This is a genomic window from Saccharospirillum mangrovi (genome assembly GCF_003367315.1).
In the GTDB taxonomy this organism is placed as follows: Bacteria; Pseudomonadota; Gammaproteobacteria; order Pseudomonadales; family Natronospirillaceae; genus Saccharospirillum; species Saccharospirillum mangrovi.
This window is the reverse complement of record NZ_CP031415.1, coordinates 2,393,834-2,416,231: the sequence shown is the minus strand read 5'-3', so window position 1 is coordinate 2,416,231 and position 22,398 is coordinate 2,393,834. Positions and strand designations below refer to the sequence as shown.

The 22,398-nt window shown below is 55.2% G+C and carries 23 protein-coding genes; 17 read left to right on the top strand and 6 right to left on the bottom strand.

The genetic code is table 11. The annotated features are described in order from the left end of the window. Positions 1-87 precede the first annotated feature (87 nt). From DW349_RS11570 to DW349_RS11555, 4 genes are all read left to right on the top strand, one after another. Entirely contained in the window at positions 88-858 is a 771-nt protein-coding gene (locus tag DW349_RS11570; RefSeq protein ID WP_108125172.1) for an enoyl-CoA hydratase/isomerase family protein, read from the top strand. 51 nt (positions 859-909) lie between these two features. After that, a complete protein-coding gene (locus DW349_RS11565; RefSeq protein ID WP_108125173.1) occupies positions 910-1,584 on the top strand; it encodes a peroxiredoxin-like family protein in 675 nt (224 codons plus the stop codon). A 138-nt stretch (positions 1,585-1,722) separates the two neighbouring features. After that, positions 1,723-2,529, top strand: coding sequence for an SDR family NAD(P)-dependent oxidoreductase (locus tag DW349_RS11560; protein ID WP_108125174.1), 807 nt, complete (start codon positions 1,723-1,725; stop codon positions 2,527-2,529). Positions 2,530-2,916: 387 nt separating this feature from the next. Continuing rightward, entirely contained in the window at positions 2,917-4,881 is a 1,965-nt protein-coding gene (locus DW349_RS11555) for a methyl-accepting chemotaxis protein (RefSeq protein ID WP_108125175.1), read from the top strand. An 84-nt stretch (positions 4,882-4,965) separates the two neighbouring features. Here the strand turns inward: DW349_RS11555 and DW349_RS11550 are convergent, their stop codons facing one another. Next, positions 4,966-5,367, bottom strand: a complete 402-nt coding sequence (locus DW349_RS11550) for a CopD family protein (RefSeq protein WP_108125176.1) — start codon at positions 5,365-5,367, stop codon at positions 4,966-4,968. Positions 5,368-5,406: 39 nt separating this feature from the next. Beyond that, a complete protein-coding gene (locus tag DW349_RS11545) occupies positions 5,407-6,066 on the bottom strand; it encodes a TetR/AcrR family transcriptional regulator (RefSeq protein ID WP_108125177.1) in 660 nt (219 codons plus the stop codon). Between the two features lie 114 nt (positions 6,067-6,180). On the opposite strand from DW349_RS11545, the gene DW349_RS11540 reads away from it, so the two are divergent. Then, positions 6,181-7,164: a quinone oxidoreductase family protein gene (locus DW349_RS11540; protein ID WP_108125178.1), complete on the top strand. Its 984-nt coding sequence runs from the start codon at positions 6,181-6,183 to the stop codon at positions 7,162-7,164. Positions 7,165-7,236: 72 nt separating this feature from the next. Here DW349_RS11540 and yghU read toward each other — a convergent pair whose 3' ends face one another. Next, entirely contained in the window at positions 7,237-8,100 is an 864-nt protein-coding gene (yghU, locus tag DW349_RS11535) for a glutathione-dependent disulfide-bond oxidoreductase (RefSeq protein ID WP_108125179.1), read from the bottom strand. A 235-nt stretch (positions 8,101-8,335) separates the two neighbouring features. Between yghU and tadA the strand changes: the two genes are divergently transcribed. From tadA to DW349_RS11475, 12 genes are all read left to right on the top strand, one after another. Beyond that, positions 8,336-8,815 carry a tRNA adenosine(34) deaminase TadA gene (tadA, locus tag DW349_RS11530; RefSeq protein ID WP_108125180.1) on the top strand — a complete coding sequence of 160 codons (480 nt, stop codon included), beginning with the start codon at positions 8,336-8,338 and terminating at the stop codon, positions 8,813-8,815. Positions 8,816-8,919: 104 nt separating this feature from the next. Then, positions 8,920-10,107, top strand: a complete 1,188-nt coding sequence (locus DW349_RS11525; RefSeq protein WP_108125181.1) for an MFS transporter — start codon at positions 8,920-8,922, stop codon at positions 10,105-10,107. Positions 10,108-10,194: 87 nt separating this feature from the next. After that, positions 10,195-10,380 carry a hypothetical protein gene (locus DW349_RS11520; RefSeq protein WP_108125182.1) on the top strand — a complete coding sequence of 62 codons (186 nt, stop codon included), beginning with the start codon at positions 10,195-10,197 and terminating at the stop codon, positions 10,378-10,380. Further along, positions 10,373-10,789: a GNAT family N-acetyltransferase gene (locus DW349_RS11515; protein WP_108125183.1), complete on the top strand. Its 417-nt coding sequence runs from the start codon at positions 10,373-10,375 to the stop codon at positions 10,787-10,789. The genes DW349_RS11520 and DW349_RS11515 overlap by 8 nt, the downstream gene beginning before the upstream one ends. Continuing rightward, positions 10,786-11,274, top strand: coding sequence for a GNAT family N-acetyltransferase (locus DW349_RS11510; RefSeq protein WP_108125185.1), 489 nt, complete (start codon positions 10,786-10,788; stop codon positions 11,272-11,274). The genes DW349_RS11515 and DW349_RS11510 overlap by 4 nt, the downstream gene beginning before the upstream one ends. 37 nt (positions 11,275-11,311) lie before the next feature. Next, positions 11,312-11,827 carry a GFA family protein gene (locus DW349_RS11505; protein ID WP_198650459.1) on the top strand — a complete coding sequence of 172 codons (516 nt, stop codon included), beginning with the start codon at positions 11,312-11,314 and terminating at the stop codon, positions 11,825-11,827. Positions 11,828-11,855: 28 nt separating this feature from the next. Then, entirely contained in the window at positions 11,856-12,449 is a 594-nt protein-coding gene (locus tag DW349_RS11500) for a class I SAM-dependent methyltransferase (protein ID WP_157954312.1), read from the top strand. Positions 12,450-12,508: 59 nt separating this feature from the next. Further along, on the top strand, positions 12,509-13,351 hold the full coding sequence (locus DW349_RS11495; protein ID WP_108125187.1) for a hypothetical protein: 843 nt from the start codon (positions 12,509-12,511) through the stop codon (positions 13,349-13,351). Continuing rightward, positions 13,351-13,842 (top strand): GNAT family N-acetyltransferase, encoded by a 492-nt coding sequence (locus DW349_RS11490; protein WP_108125189.1) that lies wholly within the window; start codon positions 13,351-13,353, stop codon positions 13,840-13,842. The genes DW349_RS11495 and DW349_RS11490 overlap by 1 nt, the downstream gene beginning before the upstream one ends. Before the next feature lie 179 nt (positions 13,843-14,021). Then, complete coding sequence (locus DW349_RS11485) at positions 14,022-14,678, top strand: tetratricopeptide repeat protein (protein ID WP_162824637.1); 657 nt, start codon at positions 14,022-14,024, stop codon at positions 14,676-14,678. Positions 14,679-14,969: 291 nt separating this feature from the next. Then, positions 14,970-16,343, top strand: a complete 1,374-nt coding sequence (locus DW349_RS11480) for a hypothetical protein (RefSeq protein WP_108125193.1) — start codon at positions 14,970-14,972, stop codon at positions 16,341-16,343. Between the two features lie 384 nt (positions 16,344-16,727). Continuing rightward, positions 16,728-18,803: an O-linked N-acetylglucosamine transferase, SPINDLY family protein gene (locus DW349_RS11475; RefSeq protein WP_108125194.1), complete on the top strand. Its 2,076-nt coding sequence runs from the start codon at positions 16,728-16,730 to the stop codon at positions 18,801-18,803. A gap of 89 nt (positions 18,804-18,892) precedes the next feature. Here DW349_RS11475 and DW349_RS11470 read toward each other — a convergent pair whose 3' ends face one another. Genes DW349_RS11470 through glgC form a run of 3 tightly spaced genes read right to left on the bottom strand, consistent with a single transcriptional unit; the run spans position 18,893 to position 22,362 of the window. Beyond that, complete coding sequence (locus tag DW349_RS11470) at positions 18,893-19,588, bottom strand: dienelactone hydrolase family protein (RefSeq protein ID WP_108125196.1); 696 nt, start codon at positions 19,586-19,588, stop codon at positions 18,893-18,895. A 46-nt stretch (positions 19,589-19,634) separates the two neighbouring features. Then, on the bottom strand, positions 19,635-21,131 hold the full coding sequence (locus tag DW349_RS11465) for a glycogen synthase (RefSeq protein ID WP_108125198.1): 1,497 nt from the start codon (positions 21,129-21,131) through the stop codon (positions 19,635-19,637). Then, positions 21,124-22,362 carry a glucose-1-phosphate adenylyltransferase gene (gene glgC / locus DW349_RS11460; RefSeq protein WP_108125199.1) on the bottom strand — a complete coding sequence of 413 codons (1,239 nt, stop codon included), beginning with the start codon at positions 22,360-22,362 and terminating at the stop codon, positions 21,124-21,126. The genes DW349_RS11465 and glgC overlap by 8 nt, the downstream gene beginning before the upstream one ends. Between the last annotated feature and the right edge of the window lie 36 nt (positions 22,363-22,398).

The window sequence follows — 22,398 nt, the reverse complement described above, 5'->3', positions numbered from 1 at the left end:
TCCGCGCAACTGATTGCTTTGCCATCAGTTTCAAATAGCAAACCAAATAACAGACCAAAATCAGACGAAATAATTGAGGAGAAAATCATGTCCCGTTTTGCAGATTATCAAAACGCTTTTCCCAATGCGTACCTGAACCGCTCGGCAAGCGGTGTGTTGGAAGTTCGCTTTCACACCGATGGAGCCAAGCTCGTTTTCAATGGCTACACCCATGAGCAGTTTGTTGAATTGTTTCATCAGATTGGCGCCGATCCCGATAACCGCGTGGTCATCCTGACGGGTTCGGGTGATGCCTTTATGGATGCGATTTCACCCGATGGCTTCGACTTTTTCACGCCAACCGGTTACGACAAAATCTATCGCGAAGGCAAAAAAGTGCTGATGAATATCCTCGATATCGAGGTGCCCATGATTACCGCGTTGAACGGCCCGGTGTTGCTCCACAGTGAGTACGCCCTGCTGACCGATATCGTTCTCGCCACACCGGAAACGGTCTTCCAGGACAAGCCGCATTTTGATTTTGGCATCGTACCGGGTGATGGCGTCAACCTGCTTTGGCCTGAAGTGATAGGCAGCGTTCGTGGACGTTATTTCATTCTGACCCGTCAGCTACTGGACGCGAATACGGCCCAGCAGTGGGGTGTTGTCAATGAAGTGGTAGCGACGGATCAACTGCTTGCACGTGCTCACGAAATTGCCGAGAGCATCGCCGCTCTGCCGCCACTCACCGGTCGTTATACCCGCATAGCTCTGACGCAGAAACTGCGTCGGATTATTGAAGACGGAGCCGGCTATGGCCTGGCTCTGGAGGGTATCAGTGCCGCCGAAGTGGCCCGCTCCATGGCAACTGAAAGCTGACGTTCGCAATACCCATCACGGTTTCAAAAAAACATTCACAGGAGAAAACTTATGTCTCTTCAAGACAGACTTGACGCTTTTAAAGCGGATTTCGAAGCCGGTAAACCGCCTTATAACGTGCCGCCTTCCGTTATCGAAACGATGCATCGCGCTACCAAAGAACTGATTGCTTCAGGTGCTGCCCAGCAGGCACTTAAGGCGGGTGACAAAATTCCGGCCTTCGTACTGACAGACCACGAAGGCAATTCGGTATCGTCGGCCAGTCTGCTGGCCAAAGGTCCGTTAGTGATCAGTTTTTACCGCGGTGTCTGGTGTCCGTACTGCAACATGGAGTTGGAAGCGTTGCAGGCTACCTTGCCGGAATTCGAGGCGCTTGGTGCCAGGCTGGTTGCCATCTCGCCGCAAAATCCGGTTAACAGTCGCAAGTCGGTGCGCAAAAATAATCTGAGTTTTCCGATCCTGTCGGACAGCCACAACGAAGTGGCGGCCGCCTTCGGTTTGCGCTTCACGCTGCCGGACTATCTGGTGGAACTCTATCAATCGTTGAAGAACGACTTACCGTTGTTCAACGATGATGACAGTTGGACCTTGCCGATGCCGGGCCGTTATGTCGTCGCCCAGGACGGCACCGTACTTTATGCCGAGGTCAATCCCGACTACACCCGCCGACCGGATCCGTCTGAGATGTTGCCGGCGCTGAAGCAGGCTTCGATGCGCTCACTCTGACCTGACCTTCATGCTTGCCGGCGTTGTCATGCTGACGACGCCGGCTTTATTACCGGGCAGGCGTCGCAGGCCGATGCTGGCGACTGAATCGGTAAAGCGTCGTTCTAACACAAGCACAGTGAATCGAGAGGATTCGTCATGGACATTAACGGCAAGAGAATCGCCATTACCGGAAGCTCAAGTGGAATAGGCCAAGCACTGGCAAAGGCGTTAGCCAAGCAGGGAGCCGAAATGCTCATCATTGGGCGGCGTGAAGCGGCAGCATCCTTAACGGCATCTGGTATCAATCAAACCGGTGGCCGTGCGCACTTTGTGGCGGCTGACATCACAACGGCCGCAGGATGTGCCAGCGTAGTGGCTGCCATTCAACTTCGACTTGGCGGGTTGGATATGCTGATTAACAGCGCCGGTGGCGTTCGCGGTGGCAGAATCGAAGACATCAGTGAGTCGGAACTGACACAGATGATCGAGGTAAACACCCTGGCACCCATACTGCTGACCCGTGCAGTGTTACCTATGCTGCGCCAGGCCGGGGCAGCGCTGGTGGTTAATGTTGCATCGGCCATGGGTCTGGTGGGCGCGCCGTTTTATGCCACTTATGCTGCGTCAAAGGCGGGTATTGCCATGTTTGGCGAAGCGCTGCGTCGGGAACTGAAGGGCGAGGGGATTGGTGTTATGACGGTTTATCCGGTCGCGACTGATACGCCCATGATGCAAAGCAGCAATGCCGGACCGGAACTTGGCTTTCATAAAGAAACGGTCGAGTCGGTCGTAGACGCCATTGTGGACGGCATCGAACAGGATCGATTGCAGGTTGTTCGCGGCGGCGATGCCCGGCTGCAAATGATTGAACTGAACAGAACCAACCCGTTAGCGATTGACGAACGGTTCCAGCAGTTAAAGCCGACGCTCTGGGAGGCGGTGCAGAATCACAAGGCGCTTTAACATTGATGGAGAGTCCAATCGATGTATGGACTGGACTCTTCGGCTGCCAATGAATTGATATCGAGTAACTGGTAACAAGAGCTGGCAAATATTTCTGAATTATTACAGCTGCTCGTCCGGCACTGATTGATGATCAGAGGTCGTGGTATTGATGTGAAACCACCGGTTAATTTATCGGGCCGGGAATTATCGACGTTCTACACTTAAGTTTGATCCTTGAGCGCCGCTAATGAAATGGAGCTAATAAGCCGAAAACTATTTATGACGGGCTATGCATTTGACCACTGTTTTAACAATGATCAATCGCATAACGGTGTCATCCAGGCCGAAACGGTTTCGTCACTGAACTGGCGCATTGTTATGGACAACCTTTGTGGAGAATACTAAGTGAGCATCAAAACCAAGCTTCTCTATGCGTTTTTGGTAACGACTCTGGTGCCCGTTTTGGTGGTCGCCATTTTGATCACTCAACGTATCTCCAGCGAGGCCAAAGCGCAGTTTACCGAATCCAGCTCTACCGATATTTCCATCGTTGACCAGACCTTCACCACCTTCTTTGACGTTATCGGTTACAACGTTTCTTTTATGGCCGACCTTCCTGTGGTCAGAAATCTCAGACCTGGAGATTTGACTCAATACTTTGGGCAGGGCCTACGCCCGGCTGAAATGGCCAATGCACACGGCGGTCTGGAAAAAGATGTATTCGACGCCTTCAGTGCCATTGGCGAAAACAACCCAATGCTCGGTTACGTCTATATGTCTGCCGCCGATGGCGGTTATGCGGAATGGCCCGGCACCGATGAATACGCCGATTGGGATCCGCGGGAAACGCCTTGGCATGAAATGGGGCAGAACGCCAATTACTCGCTGATCCGTCGCGATGGATATTACTGGGAACCGGACGATGCCGTTTATGTGTCTGTCATCAAAGGGTTCAAAAATTCGCAAGGGCAGTTTGGCGGTGTTGTAGCGATTGATGTGTCGCTTAAGGCGCTGACCGACATGGTGCAGAGCGTCACCTTCGGTGAGACCGGCTATGTCATCATGATCGAAGGCAGTGGCACCGTTCTGGTCGACGGCGGCAATGTCGAAAACAACTTTAAGAATTTGAGTGAGTTAACTGCACCGCATTATCAAACCATTGCGCAGACAAACTCCGGCGTGGTTGAGTTTGAAATCGACGGTGTTGATTACATGGCGAACGTCTATCAGTCGCCGTCACTGGGTTGGAAGTTTGTCGGCGTTAAAGAAAAATCCGAAATTTTTGCCAGTGTTTCACGCGTCAGAATTACTACCGCCGTTGTCAGCCTGATCATGGTGCTTGTGCTTATTTCCGGTGCAACTTTTATTGCGCAGCGAATCGTCAGACCCATTAACACGGTAAAAAATAATCTGCGGACTATTGCCGAAGGCGAGGGTGACCTGACCAACCGGATTGAGGTGGATTCCAAGGATGAAACTGGCGAGCTGGCACGCTGGTTCAATCAGTTTATGGCGTCAACACAAGAACTGATTCAGTCGGTTAAAGACAAGTCCATCAGTATGGACACCATTTCCAACGATACTTCTGATCGTGCCGAGCTGGTTTCACAATCCACCACCCAGCAATTGCATGCCATCGATCAGATCGTAACGGCGACCACAGAAATGTCGTCCGCCGCGAGCGAGGTTGCCAGTAACAGTGTTGAAACGGCGTCCATTTCTGAAGATGGTTTGAAAGCAACCCGGATTGGCAAAGACGTTTTGGAGCGCAGCACCAACAGCGTTCGCAGTCTGGTCAAAAGCATTGAATCATCCAACGCGGATATTCAGGCGCTGGCTCAGGAAACCAACAACATTAATAACATTCTGACGACCATTCAGGACATTGCCGAACAGACCAATCTGCTGGCATTGAACGCGGCGATTGAAGCAGCGCGTGCCGGTGAACAGGGGCGTGGTTTTGCGGTGGTGGCCGATGAGGTGCGAAACCTGGCAAAACGTACCCAGGATTCCACTGAGGAAATTAATCTTATTCTGCGCAAGCTGGTGGATCAGACACACACTGTCAGCGCCACTATGGAACAAAGTGCCAGAGAGTCGGAAACCTCGGCAGAACTTGCCAATGAAGCCTTCGGCGCTTTCGAGCAGATTGAAACCATTGTTGAAAAAATTCGTGATATGACCACTCAAACGGCCAGTGCCACTGAGGAGCAGCATCTGGTTTCCAAAGACATCAACCAGAATCTGGTCACCATCAGTGATTCGGCTAATGAAGTGAATTCGTTGTCAGAACAGGTCAGTGCTCTTTGCCGGCAACAGTCCGACCTTGGCCGTGAACTGTCGACTCTGGTTGCGCGTTTCCGTACCTGAGTTGATTGATGACCCGGCTTGTCGCCGGGTTTTATCCGGGTTTAGTTATTGTCGTTGTGGCAGTGAACATCAGGCATGGCCGGACTAATAAAACTTCGTTTCCACCATTAGAATTGCCAGGGCGACCAGCAGCAACGACAACCCCAACGCTGGTTTCGCCAGGCTTTGCAGTTGATCGGTTGAATCGTTTTTAAGTGCCCGACGCGTTCGCCCACTCAAGGTTCCATGCAACCCTGACAACACAAACACAGCCGCCAGTTTGATCCACAGCCAGGTCGCGCCGAACCAGCCTCCCCAATACGCGAGAATCAGGCCCAGCACCCAGACCAGAGCCAAGGCCGGGTTGGTAACTCGCTTATCCCATCGATGCAGCAGCTCTAAGTGCGCTTTGCCGGGCGTCAGCAAACCGATTGCCAATGCGGCGAAGCCGGACAGCCAGATGATAACGGCGAGAATGTGCAGGCTTTTGGTGAGCAGGTAGAGCACGGTCGATACCCTCTTGTTGTTCTGTTTCTGATCGGATTCTCAGTCTGTGTCTGCCCTTTGTTGCGTTAAACCTACGGCGGCCGCGCGCAACAAACGTTTTAGCCGGGGCCCAAAGTCGAGCGCAACGTGCCCCCATTTTGGTTCTTGTCGATACAGTTCCGCCAGGGTTGGCGTCGGGTGCGACGCTTGCCAAAAGCTGGCTGCCAGCATGGTGGTCATTCCCATTATTTCCTGCACCTGTTCTGGCGTCATCACGCTGGCCTGGCTGAGTCGTTTTACAATGTCGTCGAATGCGGCGAAGGCGTTGGTTTTGAAGCGGCGGGCGCGTTCGATGTCGACGCTGCCTTCGAGGCTCAACGTGACGTGGGTTAGCAGATCGCAAAATACCGACATGGATGTGATGGTCCCGGTTGCGATGTCGGCCACGTCGATCGGGGTTAAATCCGTCTGCTGGCCGAGGCGTTGTTCGATGCGGTCGCGCCATTGGCCCCAGCCACGTTCAGCCAGCTCCAGCAGCATTTCCTCTTTGTTCGCGAAGTAACGCCGGACACCCGTTCGGTGCAATCCCGCCCGCTCGGTAACGGCGGCCACCGTTAGAAAACGGACACCTCCCTGTTCCAAAGCCAGGCGTTCAGCGGCGTCGAGCAGCGCCTGGAAGCGCTGTTGTTTGTCTTGGGCGGAGCGGGCTCTTTGTTTCATGGGCGGAACTTTAACGCATCTTGCTGTGCGTTACATCTTTGCTGTGCTATCGTTATTTAACGCATCACTAGGTGCGTTATTGGAATTTTCATCATCAGCCGTCAGAGGTGTTTTATGAAAGCGGTACAAATTTCTCAATTTGGTGGGCCGGAGGTCCTGACTGTCACTGAACTGGCGACGCCTGCGCCTGGTCCGGGCGAGGTGTTGATCGACGTCAGCCACGCGGCGGTTGGGCTGGTGGATGTGTTTTTCCGGCAAGGCCTGTTTAAAGACGCACCGGGCATGCCCGCGCCGCCATTTGTGCCTGGCCTGGAAGTGGCCGGTACCGTGCGGGCTTTAGGGGCGGGCGTAACGGAGTTCCGTGTCGGCGAGCCAGTGGTGTCGATGTCGTCTGCGGGTATTGGCGGTTATGCGTCGGCCTATGTCGCCAAAGCGTCCATGATGGTGTCGATCGATGGGCTGGGTATCGATCCGGCCCTGGCGGTGGCGGTGTTGCCGAACGCGGCGATGGCGCAGGTGGCGTTTAGCCGCGTTGCACACTTATCGCCGGGTGAGACGGTGCTGGTGCAAGGTGCCCTGGGTGGCTTCGCCGCAGCGTTTCCGGGTATGGCAAAACAATTGGGCGCGTCTCGCGTTGTGGGTACCGTGCGTGCCAGCAAGCTGGCGGCTGCTGAGAAAACAAAGCTGCCCTACGACCGTATTGTGAATTCGGCGACCTTCGTGGACGACCTGGGCGATGAAAAATTTGACGTCATCATCGACGCGGTGGGTGGCTCGGTCCGGCAAGACAGCTTCGCGGTAATGAAGCCCGGCAGCCGGCTGATTGTGTCTGGCAATGCCAGTGGCGATTGGTCGCATCAGGTGAAGACCAGCGACCTCTGGCTGAACAGCGTAACGGTCTCCGGGTTCAACGCGGGTGCCTTTATGGGGCCGCGCCCGGAATGGATTCGTCCAGCGTTGCAGGCGGCATTGATTATGGTTGAGGCGGGTCTCGGTGAAACCGAGGTGGATGTACTGACGTTCGATCAGGCGGTTCAGGCCCACGAACGCATGGAAGATCGCTCGCTCAATGGTCGCATTGTTTTGAAGCCCGAATAAGCCTGCCGTACCTCAAACCGCGCGCGTTATTGCAACGTGTCGGTTTGAGGTGCTGCTTGATTTCGGTCGGTGTTAACCGTCGATTTTATCCTGCGTTTTGGTGTCGAAATCGCTGGCGTCGTGGCGTTCGTGCAACTGCTCGGACAACTCGCCGAAGGCGCGGTTCACCATCCGGCCACGCTTCACCGCCGGGCGTTCAGCAATGGTGTCGGCCCAACGTTGCACGTGTGAGTATTCGTGCACCGACAAAAACTCCGAGCCGCTGTAGGAATCGAATTTCACCAGGCCCCCGTACCAGGGAAAGATGGCGATGTCGGCAATGCTGTAGTCGTCGCCGGCGATGTATTCCCGTTCCGCCAGTTGACGGTTGAGCACGTCGAGCTGGCGTTTGGTTTCCATGGTAAAGCGATCAATGGCGTACTGAATTTTCACCGGCGCGTAATAATAAAAGTGACCGAATCCGCCGCCAACATAGGGCGCGCTGCCCATTTGCCAGAACAACCAGTTGAGGCATTCGGTGCGCGCTGCGCCGGGCGTCATCGGCACAAACTCACCAAACTTTTCCGCCAGATGCAGCAGGATGGAGCCGGACTCGAACACCCGAATCGGCTCTGGGCCGGAGCGGTCCATCAGTGCCGGAATTTTGGAGTTGGGGTTCACTTCCACAAAGCCGCTGCCGAACTGGTCGCCAGTGTTGATGCGAATCAACCAGGCGTCGTATTCCGCACCGCTGTGGCCGAGCGCCAACAATTCTTCCAGCAGGATGGTGACTTTCTGACCGTTTGGCGTGGCGAGCGAGTAAAGCTGCATGGGGTGTTTGCCGACCGGCAAGGGTTTGTCGTGCGTCGCGCCAGCGATGGGGCGGTTGATGCTGGCGAATTCGCCGCCGTTAGGGGTTTCCCAGGTCCAGACTTTGGGTGGGGTGTAATCGGTCACAAGACGATCCTCGGTTGAAAGCGTTGAATGACGATGCAGATGACGTTGTTCGCGTGCAGAAGTTCCCCATCCTGAACCAGCCGTTGGAGCCAGGCAACTGACCAACCGCTGTCGTTGCGAACCACTGCGTTTCCTCTGAGCTAACCTGAACCGGCGGACGTGAACGAGACCGCCGTGGCTGAACTGCCCCGGGTGCTGCTGTATGATGGCGGCCTTTTTTAAGCCGGGAGGCGCAATGGACGATTCCGACTACATGCGCCTGGCGCTGGCCCAGGCCGAACGTGCCTTTGCCGCAGGCGAGGTGCCAGTCGGCGCGGTCGTGGTGCATAACGGCGAAGTGATCGGCGAGGGTTACAACGAACCCATCGGCCGGCTCGACCCCAGCGCCCACGCCGAAATGGTCGCCATTCGCGCCGCCGCCCAGGCGTTGGGCAATTACCGGCTCAGCGGCGCGACGCTGTACGTCACCGTTGAGCCTTGCACCATGTGCACCGGCTTGCTGGTGCACAGCCGCATCGGGCGTCTGGTTTACGGCGCCAGCGAACCCAAAAGTGGGGCGGTGCGTTCCAACCTGCAATTGCTCGATGCAGGTCCGTACAATCACCGCCTCGATGTCACCGGCGGGGTGCTTGAAGCCGAGTGCGCCGAGTTGATGTCACGCTTTTTTGCCGAGCGCCGCGAACGCCAGAAAGCGCTGAAATCCAGACCGCTGTAACGCCCCAAGGGTTTGTAAGACTTATTTGTAAGACCTGTATTTGCAAAACATAGAAGTGCCGGCCTAACCGCCGGCGTGTTGTATTCGATCCACCGAGACTGCGCATGACCGATTTAACCTTCCGAGAGAAAGCCTGGCGACTGTCACCAATGTACGCCTGTTATTTCACCCTCTTTGGGGTGGTCTTTCCTTTTCTGGCTCGGTTTCTGGATGCCCGTGGCCTGAGCGCTCCGCAAATCGGCATCATCTCGGCGCTGGTGTTCGGTGTGAATGTATTTGCGCCCTTTCTGTTCAGCCTGATCAGCGACCGCACCGGCCGGCGTCTGCCGGTGATTCGGTTTGGTTTTGTCATGATGGGCCTGTTCTATTTGCTGACGCTCTTTGGCACCGGCTTTTATTGGTACCTGGGTGTGTTCGGTCTGTTCGGCATTTTCCTGTCGGCGGTATTACCGCAGATGGAAGGGCTGGCGATGACGGTGCTCAGCACCGATAAATCACGCTACGGCCAGGTGCGATTGTGGGGCTCGGTCGGCTACGTGGCGATGGTGTGGATGCTCGGCACGGCACTGGATTATTTTCCGGTCACCATTTTGCCGGTCATCGGCGTGGTGCTATGCGTTTTGATGTGGCTGACCACCTGGCTGATTCCCACCGAAACCCGGTTAGATTCCGCCCAGCGCCAGGCCATTCGCGCCGGCGAAACCATGCCGATTGATTGGCGCCAGGTCAGCGTGTTGCTGGCTATCGTATTTTTCTGGCAAATCGGTATCGCGCCCTACAACACCTTTTTCGATCTGTTTCTGAAAGCGCGCGATTTCAGCGCCAGCAGCATCGGCTTTTTGATCAGCTTTGGCACCGCAACAGAGGTCGCGGTGTTCTTCGTCATCGGTGTCTGGTTTCAGCGCTTCACCGAACGCTTTTTATTGCTGACCGCCTTGGCCGCAACCGTTGTTCGCTGGTCGGTCTTGGCAACAGTGGACGGCAGTTTTGCCCTGGTGTTTTTCACCCAAATGCTGCACGCCCTGACCTTTGGCGTGGTGCATTCGGTTGCTATTCACCGCGTCGGTCGTCTGTTCCCGCCGAGCCGTCAAGGCCTGGGGCAGGGCTTGTATGTCGCCACGGGCATGGGCGTCGGGTTGATTGTCGGCAACCTGTTGTCTGGCTGGTTATGGACCGGAGCCGGCACGGTGTTCTGGGCCGCTGCCGTCAGTACCGCCATCGCAACCCTGATCGCCTTTGTCGCCTTTGGTCGCATTCGCGGCCAGGAAACGGCCGCAACTCAAGCCGGATAACCGCTGCGATTTTAGCCAAGGGTGGCGCGCACTTTTTGCTGCGATATAGTGGTTTGCCCGTTCATTCCACCGCGTATCGAGAGTGCCATGGCCGACATCCATTACTGGTTAATTGTGGCCGCTACCCTGATCGCCTGTGCCAGCCCAGGCCCGGCGACACTGGCGATTTCCAACACCGCTCTGGATGGCGGCCGGTCACGCGCGTTGGCCGTCGCCGCCGGCATTTTTACCACCGCCGGTATCAAACTTTGGTTGAGCCGATTCAATGGCTGAGTTAGTTCGGCTTGGCCCAACCTCCTCCGACCAATTAGCAGTATTAAACCAGGCGCTGATTCAGGAAGAGGGCAGCGACACCCGGCTGTCGCTCGATGAACTCAGCCAACGAATGCGCGGCTGGCTGGCCGGTTACTACCAAGTTGTGGCAGCGAAAGACAGTAATCGATTGCTCGGTTATTGCCTGTTTGCCGTCGAAACAAATCGAGTCTATGTCCGGCAACTTTATGTGGTGGAAAGCGCCCGGTTGTCGGGCTATGGCAAGGCGTTGCTGGCTTGGGTGGAAGCCAATACACCAGAACAATTACCGCTGCATTTGAAAGTATTGTCGGGTAATCATCGGGTGCTGGGTTTTTATCAAAAACTTGGCTATCAGATTCACGCACATGAATTGAGAAAACGAACATGATTCGGACCGCTACAGACGCCGACTTCGATGCCATCTGGCCCATCTTCCAGGAAGTCGTTCGCACCGGCGACACCTACGCCTTCGCCGTGGATACAAGCCGCGAAGAAGCCTACCGCTTGTGGATGGAATTACCGCGCCAAACCTTTGTATATGAAAACGACAACGGTGAAATTTTAGCGACCTACTATCTGAAAACGAACCAGGCCGGGCCGGGCAGCCACGTCTGCAATTGTGGCTATATGGTAGCGTCGGCGGCGCGCGGTCTGGGCCTGGCTACGCAATTGTGTGAGCACTCACAACAGATGGCTGTCGAGTTGGGTTACCAGGCCATGCAGTTCAATATTGTGGCGTCGTCGAATGAAGGGGCTGTGCGCTTGTGGACTAAATTAGGCTTTGAAACCGTAGGCCGTTTACCGCGTGCTTTTAATCACTCGACCTTGGGATTGGTCGATGCGTTGGTGATGTATAAATGGCTGGCGAACTGAATACAAAAGTTGATCAACCGACTCAGGGGGCAAGACATTGGATACGCGTTTTCCGATAGAAGGCGGCTGCACCTGCGGCCAGGTTCGTTACCGACTGAACACCGAACCGATGATCGTGCATTGCTGTCACTGCACCTGGTGCCAACGTGAGACCGGAACGGCTTTTGCGCTGAACGCCATGATTGAGTTTGACCGGTTGGAAAGCCTCGGCATTGCACCGCAAGTTGTACACACGCCGTCGCTCAGCGGATACGGCCAAGACATCGCCCGCTGCCCGCATTGCCATGTGGCGGTGTGGAGCCACTACGCAGGCAGCGGCACGCTGACCTGTTTTGTGCGCGTTGGTACGCTTGACGATGCACAGCAGTTGCCACCTGATGTTCATATTTTTACCTCGACAAAACAGCCTTGGGTGGTGTTGCCTGAATCCACGCCAGCGTTCGAGGCGTATTACAACCGGGACGAGGTTTGGCGCGCTGAATCGTTGGCGCGTTTTCAACAATTGAAACCGGCGATCAAAGCGTACCTGGCGAGTCGGGATTCAAACAATTAACGACGAGATTCAAGGAACGAACGAAGCTGTGAATACCACCGACCCCTGGCAAGCGTATCTGGAAAAGTCGCGACATAAAGCCGCGAACCCGATCACCACCGCCGCCGCTCAATTGAACCGCTCAGGCCTGAAGCGCGCCGTCGATGTGGGCTGCGGCGCTGGCCAGGATGCGGCGGCTTTGTTGGAACTGGGCTATGAGGTGGTGGCGTACGATGCCAGTCTCGATGCCGTTGCGCAGTGTGAACAACGCTTCGCCGGTTGCGACAAGATTCAAGTCCAACACGCCCGGTTTGAAACATTCGATTACCCGGAGTCCGGTGTCATCACCGCGTTTTCCAGTTTGTTTTTTTGTCAGCCGGAATGCTTCGAACAGGCTTGGGAAAACTTATCGCGTTCGTTGCAAACCGGCGGTGTTTTTGTCGGCCATTTTCTGGGGCTGGACGATGACTGGGCGTCGGGATTTCGTATTCCAACCTGCCCGTTGTCGGTCGATACAGTGCGTTCGTTGTTCGAGCCATTCGAGATCCAGTCGTTTGATGAACAAAATGTTCAAGGACCAACGCGCTTGGGCGCCATGAAACATTGGCACACCTTTTCGGTGTTGGCGGTGAAAACGGGTTAAGGCGGATTCACGGCATCACTACGCTGTCGTTATCGGATGATTAGAAAGGAGAATCTGGGATGTCGTTACGATCATTGTTGGTGTTGTTGTGTGTCAGCTTTTGGTTGGCTGGCTGTGCCAGCAACACAACGCAGCACGTTCCGGATTCGATCACCTTTTCCGATTGGCAGGAGGCCAAGGCAGTCTATGAACTCAGCCTGGCGCAAGTGATGGGTTCAGTGCCAGTGCCGGATGCGATTGAACAGGAAGATGCCTCGCTGATTCAGGCCATCGATCAGAACCTTTACCCACATCTGTTTTGGGGGCATGTCCAAGCCGACGGTCAGTTGATGGCTGCTACGGAAGGTCATGCCGACGGGCTTTGGGTTCTGTTTCTCGACAACGATCACCCCAGCCTCAACCAACCAGGCCCAACGTTGCAGACCGGCCGTCAAGCAAATCTGCTGGCGGTAACTGTCCGTCCCGACCGGATTTCACCGGCTTTTGCCGGCGTGTTTTTAACGCACGAGTTAATGCACGGTTTTAACGACCTCTTTGCCGACGGCGCGCTGCCGGAAGCCAGCGAGTTCAATGCGTACTCGGTAGAGAAAGCGGCTTACAACTACCGCTACAACGGCCGATTGAATGCTGTTCTGGACGATCTGTTGGATGCAAGAAACCTGGATAATCATGACGATTTTGTCGCCTTTACCAGAGCTGATGATGATCGCCTGAATCAGTTCCTGTTGAACATCGACGACAAGCTGGGCCACGGCCCGGCACACAGCCCGGCCGAGCGGCAGATGCGGATGGAGTTCTATTTAATGGCCGCTTCAATTCGCGTCGGTGAACGCAGTGGCGCTACCTTCTTCGATAACACCGCCCGGCTGAATCGCCTGCTGGAACAACGCCGTCGTTTCTGATGACTGAGCGCTCGGTTGATGCACGGCTCGATGCGTATCTAGCGTTGGAACGATTGACGCTGGCGCCCGTGTCGGAAGCCGCAGGCTGGAGTATTGACTGGTCGAGTTATCGCGCCGGTTTGCTGGAATCCATTCAAACCGGCGTAGTGATCGACCAATGGCAGGGCGACACCGTGACAGCCCTGGCAACACTGAAACCCATCACTGAATCGCATTGGTTTGTCAGCATGCTGATTTTGCATCCGGAACATCGCGGCCCTAAACGACTGTCGGGATTTTTGGGCGAAATTCAGCAGGTACTTCAAGCGAAAGGCATCGACCAACTGTCGAGCCATGTATTGAAGCAGAATCATGCTTCGATCGCGTTGCACAACAAGTTGGGTTTTCAGGCAGCGCAGGAAAACGACCTCGCCATCGCTTATGAGTTGAAATTGGAATCGGCTCATTTCGCCAGGCTATTGCGAACCGGGACGTTGAACCCAACGGGCTAACAACACCCTAAGCGTTTACTGGCTCACAATTCCCACCGATCAACCGTAACTTTTCATTCCCTTCAAACGCTTGCTCAATCGCACCGGTTTTAGTCTCCCACACGCGACATCGCCGTTTAGGCAGCCAAAGCCTGAACACGGAGGTGTTGCTGTTTGTCAGATTGACGGGGAGAAGGATGATGACAAAGAACGTCACAATGGAAACCGCCAAACGCGCTTTGGCCGCAGGCCATCTGGAACAGGCGGCTGAACTGTTCAGGCAACTGTTGGATGCTCAGCCCAACGACCCGGAAGTGCGGTTGCATTACGCCCTGGTGCTGGCGCAACAAGGGTTGCTGGAAGCCGCTTTGATGCAATTGAAAACGCTGTCCCGGGATTATTCGCAAGTACCGGCGGTGAGCATCAACCGAGGTGAATTGCTGAATCGGTTGGGGCGGCACGATGAAGCCGTTGAAGTGTTGCGCACCTTTGTTGAACAACGGCCACGATTCTTTCTGGCGCGCTTTAACCTGGCGCGGGCGTTGAACGATGCCGGCTATGTGCAACAGGCTATCGAAGAATACCGTCTGGCGCTGGCGCACGACCCCGGCCAGGGGGACGCCTGGTTGCGTCTGGGTAAGTTGTTGCTGGACGACGGCCAGGCCGACGAAGCGGTGGAGTGTTTTACCCAGGCGTTGGAGCGGTTACCGGAAATCTGCCAGCCCGAAGTAGCGGCGCAATTACGCCTTGCATGGCAAATGCAGGGCAAGTCGATACGCGAGCCAGCGCCGGTGTGGTGGGTACCAAAGCCACTGGTACCACTGACCCAGCGCCCAATGCTGACAACCTCAGCCTGAGCGCCAATCCATTCACCGCACCTTTCATTGAAACAGCGGCGTGCCCAACAGGCCGCCGCCTCGCCCAAACATCGTTAGGCCCGCCTTTGCAAATTTCAACTAGGCTTGGACCGCGTACTGGAAGACGCCGCCGTCACACTGGAGTATTCTGTGCGGCGTCGATCAATCTTTGAACAATGCCTGATGGCTTGAACACAGGTAGCCGCGCAGTCAGCGGCGTTCGGTCGTTTTCCTGGATTACATCAACCGCTCAGTAGTGGCACCTGCAGTGTGTCGGGAGGGAGCCTAACCATGAAACCCACTGTCTTTCAGCGCAGCGCTTTGGCGCTGGCTATTTCCGGTGCCGCCCTGGCACCCGTGCAAGCCTGGAGCGATTTGCTCGATGGCGCCAGCGATGTTTTGACGCTGCGCGATGCACCCGGCGAATACGAAATCAGCGGTTTCGATATGGTGGCCTTTCCGGGTGGCTCCTTTGTGGTGGTTTGGACCGAGCATGATGCGTCGTCCAACGACAAAGTTTTCTTACAACTCTTCAATAAAACCGGCAGTGCCATTGGTACCGCTCGTGAATTGGCTCAGGCAAGCGGGACAGGTGAGTCGTTCGAATTTCCGACCGTGGGTGGGGATTTGAATGGGAATCTGGCATTGGCTTGGACGGTGACCAGCGACACGGGTTTGAATTCGCTTGCGTGTAACACAACAACTTCAGTGAATATCCGTGGGTTGACGCTGTCGCCTCCTTATTCATCCAGTCAACAGCTGCCGCTTTATTCCAGCCAAGGTAATAACCCGTGTTCGCCTGAAATTGCTATGGATGATGATGGTGATTTTGTTTTGGTGTGGGCCACCCAAAATAGTGGTTACGACTTGAGTGTTCAAACGTATTTAGCGGGCGGCGCACCAAGTCGCGGACAAAAAGCTCTTGTTGTCGGTATGGATTCTCCAGCAAAAGTTGCGCTGCAAAATAACCAGACAATTCTCTTCGGCTGGTTAGATTCCAATGAAGTACTGGGGCGTAAATACGATCTCCAGTTGAATCCACTGGGCGGTTCGTTTTCGTTGGATGGAAATGAAAATTTCGGTTCAGAAGCTTTCAACAATATAGATATTGCTAACGATGTTGATGGTGGATTTATCACTACTTTTACGCGAGGATCGGATCAAAGTTCTAATGCAATCGACCAGATGGTTCAGCGCTGGAATGCTGATGGATCAGAGGGAAGTGGAAGAGTTGTATTGTCGACAACTGGAAGCTCAATGGGCGTTGGTAGCCCAAGTATTGCATCAGATAGTGAAGGAAATATTGTTACTACGTGGGATTATTCAAAGTCATCAACTGAGCCATCAGCGGCGATTGAAGCTACATCTACAAATAAATCGAATCAAAGCGTTTTCGAGTCCAGCAGTTACATTCAGGATTTAGATTCGGATACAACATTCCATAGTGCCCGAATTGCTATGAATGACGATGTCATTGCAATTGCATGGGTGCCAGATGACAGTTCTAGCGCCACCACCATTAACGCTCGTATTCTTCAACCCTTATCCACAAACACCTCATCCGATGAAGACCAAGAAGAAGGTTTATTCGGTTCAATCAACCCCTGGTTCCTCGCGCTGCTGGGTGGGTTGTTGGGCTTGTGGCGTCGAATTAGGACGCGTTAACCATCGAACGGCCGACCGACTTCCAGTGAGTTGGGTCGGCCGTTTTCTGTTCAGAAATTGTTTTGGTTGAAGCGCTGCTTAGATAAAGAAAACACGGCCAGCGAATATCGCCTCCGCTTGAAACTTTTCCCGGCCCTGCATCCAATGCCCGTTCAGTTGGCGTCTGCTTGGTGTTGATCGCTGTTCCAATGCGATGAGTTGGCCGGTTTTATTGCCGTGCCTTGTCGTTGGCGTCCATTGTACGAAACACCGCTTTGATTGATTCGGATGACGGCTGCACCGGGGTTGCTGTTAAGCTCGGTTTCGTGTGTAGCGCTCAGTTCGTGTTCAGACAAGGCGGTTATTGTGCAGCGGGCAGGACCTCTGCAAGCATAAGGATGATTCATGTCATTTTCGGAAACCTTTGAATCCGCAAAACGCGCCCTGGCAGCCGGGAAAACTGAACGGGCGGAATCGTTGTTTCGGGGGCTGGTCGACGCCGAGCCCAACCAGCCTGAGTATCGGTTGCAACTGGCATTAAGCCTGGTGCATTTGAATCGGTTGGAAGATGCCTTGGCACAGTTGGATTGGTTAGCCAGCCAGTACGGCCCGGTGCCGCCGGTGGCGGTAAACCGTGGTGAAATTTTGCGGCGCCTGGGTCGTTATGATGAAGCGGTGCAAACGTTGTCGGCACTGGTACGGCAACAACCAACATTAACCGCAGCGCGATTCAATTTGGCGCTGTCGTTGCGTGGCGCCGGACAATTGGATGCGGCCATCAACGAGTATCGCCAGGCGTTGTTGCAGCAACCCGGTAACGGCGATGGCTGGTACAACCTGGGCAACGCCTTGCTCGAAAATGGTCAGGTGTCGGCCGCCATCGAAAGCTACCATCACGCTTTGGATTTTGTTGCCGGAGCTACTCGGGCCAAGGTGCTGAACAACCTCGGCAGTGCCTTCATTTTACAGCGCGAACCGGGCGAGGCGATTCAGCCGTTACAGCAAGCACTGCAACAACAAGCCGATTATTCCGATGCCCAATTGAATCTCAGTCGTGCCCTGGAACGCACCGGAGCGATGCTGGAAGCCGAACGGGGTTACCGTCAATTAGCTAAGCTCAACCCCGACCACTGGTGGCACGAACTGCACGCCGACAACCTGTGCCCGGACGTTTACGAGTCGAGCGATGCCATCGATCAATGGCGCGATCGCTTTCAACAAAAAATTGCTCAATGGAGCCAGCGGTCGCAACCCTTGCCGTTGGACACCCTGCATTTAAGCGGTGCCGAACCGACTTACAAATTGATGTATCAGGGCCGCGAGGATCGTCGCTTAAAAGTTATTTATGCGCAGATGCTGGCCGACCGTCTGCCTAAATTCGATGCGCCGGAAAAACGTCGGGGCGCGGACAAACTGCGCATCGGTATGGTGGTCAGCCGTGGTCACGAAGGCATTTTTGCGCGCAGTCTGAAAGGCATGATGCCGCATTTTGACCGGCATCAATTTGAAATAGTCGTGGCGGTTAATCGCCCGGCATTGGCGGCTACCCAGGCGTTATTGCCGTCTGAGCACGTGCATTGGTTGCCGTTGTCGATGCGGGTGGACGAAGCCGCTGACCAGTTGCGAAAAGCACAATTGGATGTGCTCTATCACTGGGAAGTGGGTACCGATACGTTCAATTATTTTCTGCCGTGGTTTCGCTGCGCACCGGTGCAATACACCAGTTGGGCATGGCCGATGACTACCGGCATTCCGACGATGGATTTCTTTCTGACCAGCGATCTGGTTGAACCTGAAAACGCTCAGCGTCTGTACAGCGAACCGCTGCTGAGCATGAAGTCGAATATGTTCACCTGGGCTGAGCCGCCGCAGGTTAAAACCCAATCGGTATCGCGTGCTGAGTTTGGTTTTGGTGAACGCGAGCATCTGTACATCTGTCACCAAAACCCGCGCAAGGTGCATCCGGATTTTGATGCGTTGGTTGCGAGCATTTTGCAGCGCGATCCCGATGGCCGGCTGCTATTGATTGGCGGTGCGGAGGCGAACGAAGCCACCTTATTGCAACAACGCTTACAGCGCAGCTTGGGTGCAATGATTTCCCGGGTAACCATTTTGCCGCGAATGCCAAACGACAAATATCTGGATTTGTTGCGCTGTGTGGATGTCGCGCTCGACCCGCCACATTACACCGGGGCTAACACCAGTTACGACGCTTTGGGTCTGGGGCTGCCGGTGGTGACGCAACGCTCGGTACTGTTGCGTGGCAATTTCACCTCGGGGCTGTATCGGCAATTGGGCGATACAACTTTGGTTGCTGACTCGGCTGAGCAATATGTCGATCTGGCCGTTGGTCTGGCTCAGGACGCGGAACAGCGAAACCATTGGCAGCGGTGGTTGCTGGACGGTCGGGATCGTATTTTCTACGACAGTCAGTCGGTCAGCGAGTTGGAAGACGCCTGGTTAAAAATGGCGGGGATTTGATAACGCAGGTTCGCAGTCAGCGACATTTTGCATGAATGTTAATGCAAAATGTCGCTGATTGTTTGTCGGTTTTAAAATTAATTTAACCGTTACAAATACTTCGCCAGAAACTTCAAGGTGCGCGCCTGAGCCAAGGCCGCAGCCGGTTGGTTGTAGAGCGGGCGACCCCAGCAATTAAAGCCGTGTCCGGCATCGGGGTATTCAAAAAATTCGGCTTGGCTGTTGCCAGACATGGCGGTTTTGATGGCTGCGATGTCGGCCGGCGGGATGCTTGTATCCTGTTCGCCGTGATGAAACAAGATTGGCTGAGAAACGCGATCAGCTTCGTCCAGGTAGTTCACGGTTTTGCCACCGTAAAAACAAATCGCGGCGTCGGGCCTGCCGGTGGCGGCGGTGCGAAAGGCGAGTTGTCCGCCAAGGCAGTAACCCAGTACAGCGGTTTTGCCATCCACTTCGCCACGGGCTTTCAGGCAATCGACGGCGTCGGCGATGTCGAGTGTGGCCTGGTCTCGATCGACTGTGCCAGCCAATGCGAAGGCGCGTTCGTTGCCTGCTTCGTTGTACTCCAGATCAATACGCGGTTCGACGCGCCAGAAAATATCTGGCGCCAACACGGTGTAGCCGGATAGCGCGTATTGATCGGCCACAGTGCGAATGTGGTGATTGACGCCCCAGATTTCCTGCAGCAAGACAATACCGGGGCCACGGCCGGTCGGCGGCAGCGACAAATAACCTTGAAATTGTTGACCATCACGAGTGGGGATATCGATCCAGGTGGCGTTCATGCGAGTGTCTCCGCAGTGAAAAGGTGAATGCAGTGTAACGCGGGAATCAGTGCTTTGAAGTGGTGGATGTGGAACGGGGTGTTGCCAGTAACTGACGATAAAAATCGACGTATTGTTGCGCCGAGTCGCGCCATTCAAACCGTTGCGCCATGGCGTTGCGTTGCAGTTGCTGCCAGGTAGCGGGATCGGTTTGATAGAGCTGAATCAGTTGTTCGAGGGCTTGTTGTAAGGCGTTGGCGTTGGGGTCCAGGAAACTGAAGCCGGTGGCGGTATTGAGGTTCGAGCCGTCGTTGTTGTAGGCGACAACGGTGTTTTTCAAACCGCCGACGTGGCGCACCAGCGGCAGTGTGCCGTAGCGCAACGAGTAAATCTGGTTCAGCCCGCAAGGTTCAAACAAAGACGGCATCAGGAAGGCATCGCCGCCGGCTTCCAACCGATGCGCCAGCGCCATGTCGTAGCCTTCGACAAAGCGCAGTTTCAGCGGAAAGCGTTGCTCCAGACTGTGCAGTTGCGCGGCCAGTTGCGCATCGCCAGAGCCGAGCAGCACGACTTGAATGTCTTCGTTTTTCAGGATGTTTTCCAACGCGGGAATTAACAGGTGAAAACCTTTTTGATCGGTCAGCCGGCTGATGGAAACCAACAGCGGCACCGGCTTTTCGGCCAGTTTGAATTCGCGTTGCAGTGCGATTTTGCACTGCGCTTTGCCGGTGTCGTCGATACTGTGAAATTGAGCGGCAATATCGGGATCGGTTTCTGGCGACCATTGGCCGTAGTCGCAGCCATTCAGAATGCCGATCAGATTATTTTTCCGTGCGCGAAAGTAAGCGCCTAATCCATGCCCGCCCATATCGGTCACGAGTTCTTCGGCGTAACCGGGGCTGACGGCGTTTAAACCGTCGGCGAAATGGATGCCGCCTTTGAGCAAATTGATGCGGCCGTAATCTTCAAAAATTTCTGAGCGGAAAAAGACTTCGTGAATGCCCAAAGGTTGCAGCCAGCGAGCATCGGCGTGGCCCTGATAGGCGGCGTTGTGCAGGCTGAGCAGGCTGCGGGTGTGGGCAAAGAAGGCGTCGTCTTTGTAGTGTTCGGCCAGATAAAACGCTGCCAGTGCACTTTGCCAGTCGTTCAGATGCAGGATGTCCGGTTGCCAGTCGTTGGCTTTGCACCAGGCCAGGGCGCCTTTGCTTAAGATGGCAAAACGGCGCGGGTTGTCGTCGAAGGCGCCGTAGCCGTCGTCATACACGCCGGGGCGTTCGAAGCTGGGCGCGTGTTCCAGCAGGATCATCGGTAAGCCGGCGTGTGTGCCGGTGCGCGCCTGGACGCGGTGGTTTTCAAACAGACTCAGCGGCAGTTGCATCGGTTGCGCCGGCCAGTCGCGCCAATGTTCGCGGATGCGTTGGTAAGCGGGCATGACGATGCGAACGTCGTGCCCCATGGCTTGCAAGCAAGCGGGCAGGGCGCGGGCGACATCGGCCAGGCCGCCGGTTTTGACCAGGCCTTCAACCTCGGAGGCGACGACCAGAATTTTCAGTCGGTCAGTCATCGAAACCCACGCGGGCGCCTTTGGGAATGACGACCACGCCGCCGGGTGAGACGTGGAAGCGTTGGCGGTCCTGTTCGAGGTCTTCGCCGATAACGGTGCCGGGGGCGATGGTGACGTTTTTATCGAGAATGGCGCGGCGAATGCGGCAGCCACGGCCGATGTCGTTACCGCCCATCAAGACGCTGTCTTCGACGGTGGTGTAGCTGTGGATGTGGCTGTTGTGGCCGAGTATCGATTGATGCACGCTGCCGCCGGAAATGATGCAGCCACCGGAAATCATCGAGCTGATGGCCTGGCCGGTGCGGTTGGCTTCGTCGTGTACAAACTTGGCCGGTGGCACGGCCGGGTGGTGCGAGCGCAGCGGCCAGTGCCGGTTGTACAGATCGATCGGCGGTGTGACGGCGAGCAGGTCCATATTCGCCTCAAATAGCGAATCGATGGTGCCGACGTCGCGCCAGTAGCCGCTGGTGTGTTCGGCTTCGCCGCGAATGGTGTTGGTGGAGAAGTCGTACACATAGACAACGCCGGCTTCGAACAATTCGGGAATGATGTTGTGGCCGAAATCGTGAATTGAGTCGGGGCGTTCGGCGTCGGCGCGCAAGCTGGATACCAACGTATCGGCCTCGAACACGTAATTGCCCATGCTGGCTAATACCCAGCCGGGACGACCGGGAATGGTTTTGGGGTTGCTCTTGGGTTTTTCCTGGAAGCCGATCATCTTGTGATTGGCGTCGATTTCGATGATGCCGAATTGATCGGCTTGTTCCACCGGCACCGGAATGGCGGCGACGGTCAGGCGGGCATCGTCGTGGCTGCGGTGGAATTCGATCATCTGCCGCACGTCCATCTTGTAAATGTGGTCGCCACCAAAAACACAAACGACCTCTGGGTCCATGCCTTCCACCAACTCGATGTTTTGGTAGATGGCGTCGGCGGTGCCCTGATACCAGTGCTTGCCCATTTGCATCTGAGCGGGGATGGGATCGATGAAACGATTGGTCAGACCAGTGACCCGCCAGCGCCGACTCATGTGTTTCATCAGCGAATGCGACTTGAACTGAGTCAGTACGAAAATCTGCAGCAGGTCGGAGTTGACGAAGTTGTTCAGTACGAAATCGATGATGCGGTAATTACCGCCAAAAGGAACGGCTGGCTTGGCGCGAACCGAGGTCAGAGGTGCCAGGCGAGTGCCTTCACCACCGGCGAGAATCATGGACAGGATGCCGGACATAGTCGTTCCCTTCTGGTGAAATCCGCGCGGGCAGAG

What these genes read in the sequence shown, in the direction of transcription:
- DW349_RS11570 (WP_108125172.1), top strand. Translation starts at nt 88, where the DNA reads ATGTCCCGTTTTGCAGATTATCAAAACGCTTTTCCCAATGCGTACCTG.
- DW349_RS11565 (WP_108125173.1), top strand. Translation starts at nt 910, where the DNA reads ATGTCTCTTCAAGACAGACTTGACGCTTTTAAAGCGGATTTCGAAGCC.
- DW349_RS11560 (WP_108125174.1), top strand. Translation starts at nt 1,723, where the DNA reads ATGGACATTAACGGCAAGAGAATCGCCATTACCGGAAGCTCAAGTGGA.
- DW349_RS11545 (WP_108125177.1), bottom strand. Translation starts at nt 6,066, where the DNA reads ATGAAACAAAGAGCCCGCTCCGCCCAAGACAAACAACAGCGCTTCCAG.
- DW349_RS11540 (WP_108125178.1), top strand. Translation starts at nt 6,181, where the DNA reads ATGAAAGCGGTACAAATTTCTCAATTTGGTGGGCCGGAGGTCCTGACT.
- tadA (WP_108125180.1), top strand. Translation starts at nt 8,336, where the DNA reads ATGGACGATTCCGACTACATGCGCCTGGCGCTGGCCCAGGCCGAACGT.
- DW349_RS11525 (WP_108125181.1), top strand. Translation starts at nt 8,920, where the DNA reads ATGACCGATTTAACCTTCCGAGAGAAAGCCTGGCGACTGTCACCAATG.
- DW349_RS11520 (WP_108125182.1), top strand. Translation starts at nt 10,195, where the DNA reads ATGGCCGACATCCATTACTGGTTAATTGTGGCCGCTACCCTGATCGCC.
- DW349_RS11515 (WP_108125183.1), top strand. Translation starts at nt 10,373, where the DNA reads ATGGCTGAGTTAGTTCGGCTTGGCCCAACCTCCTCCGACCAATTAGCA.
- DW349_RS11510 (WP_108125185.1), top strand. Translation starts at nt 10,786, where the DNA reads ATGATTCGGACCGCTACAGACGCCGACTTCGATGCCATCTGGCCCATC.
- DW349_RS11495 (WP_108125187.1), top strand. Translation starts at nt 12,509, where the DNA reads ATGTCGTTACGATCATTGTTGGTGTTGTTGTGTGTCAGCTTTTGGTTG.
- DW349_RS11490 (WP_108125189.1), top strand. Translation starts at nt 13,351, where the DNA reads ATGACTGAGCGCTCGGTTGATGCACGGCTCGATGCGTATCTAGCGTTG.
- DW349_RS11485 (WP_162824637.1), top strand. Translation starts at nt 14,022, where the DNA reads ATGACAAAGAACGTCACAATGGAAACCGCCAAACGCGCTTTGGCCGCA.
- DW349_RS11480 (WP_108125193.1), top strand. Translation starts at nt 14,970, where the DNA reads ATGAAACCCACTGTCTTTCAGCGCAGCGCTTTGGCGCTGGCTATTTCC.
- DW349_RS11475 (WP_108125194.1), top strand. Translation starts at nt 16,728, where the DNA reads ATGTCATTTTCGGAAACCTTTGAATCCGCAAAACGCGCCCTGGCAGCC.
- DW349_RS11470 (WP_108125196.1), bottom strand. Translation starts at nt 19,588, where the DNA reads ATGAACGCCACCTGGATCGATATCCCCACTCGTGATGGTCAACAATTT.
- DW349_RS11465 (WP_108125198.1), bottom strand. Translation starts at nt 21,131, where the DNA reads ATGACTGACCGACTGAAAATTCTGGTCGTCGCCTCCGAGGTTGAAGGC.
- glgC (WP_108125199.1), bottom strand. Translation starts at nt 22,362, where the DNA reads ATGTCCGGCATCCTGTCCATGATTCTCGCCGGTGGTGAAGGCACTCGC.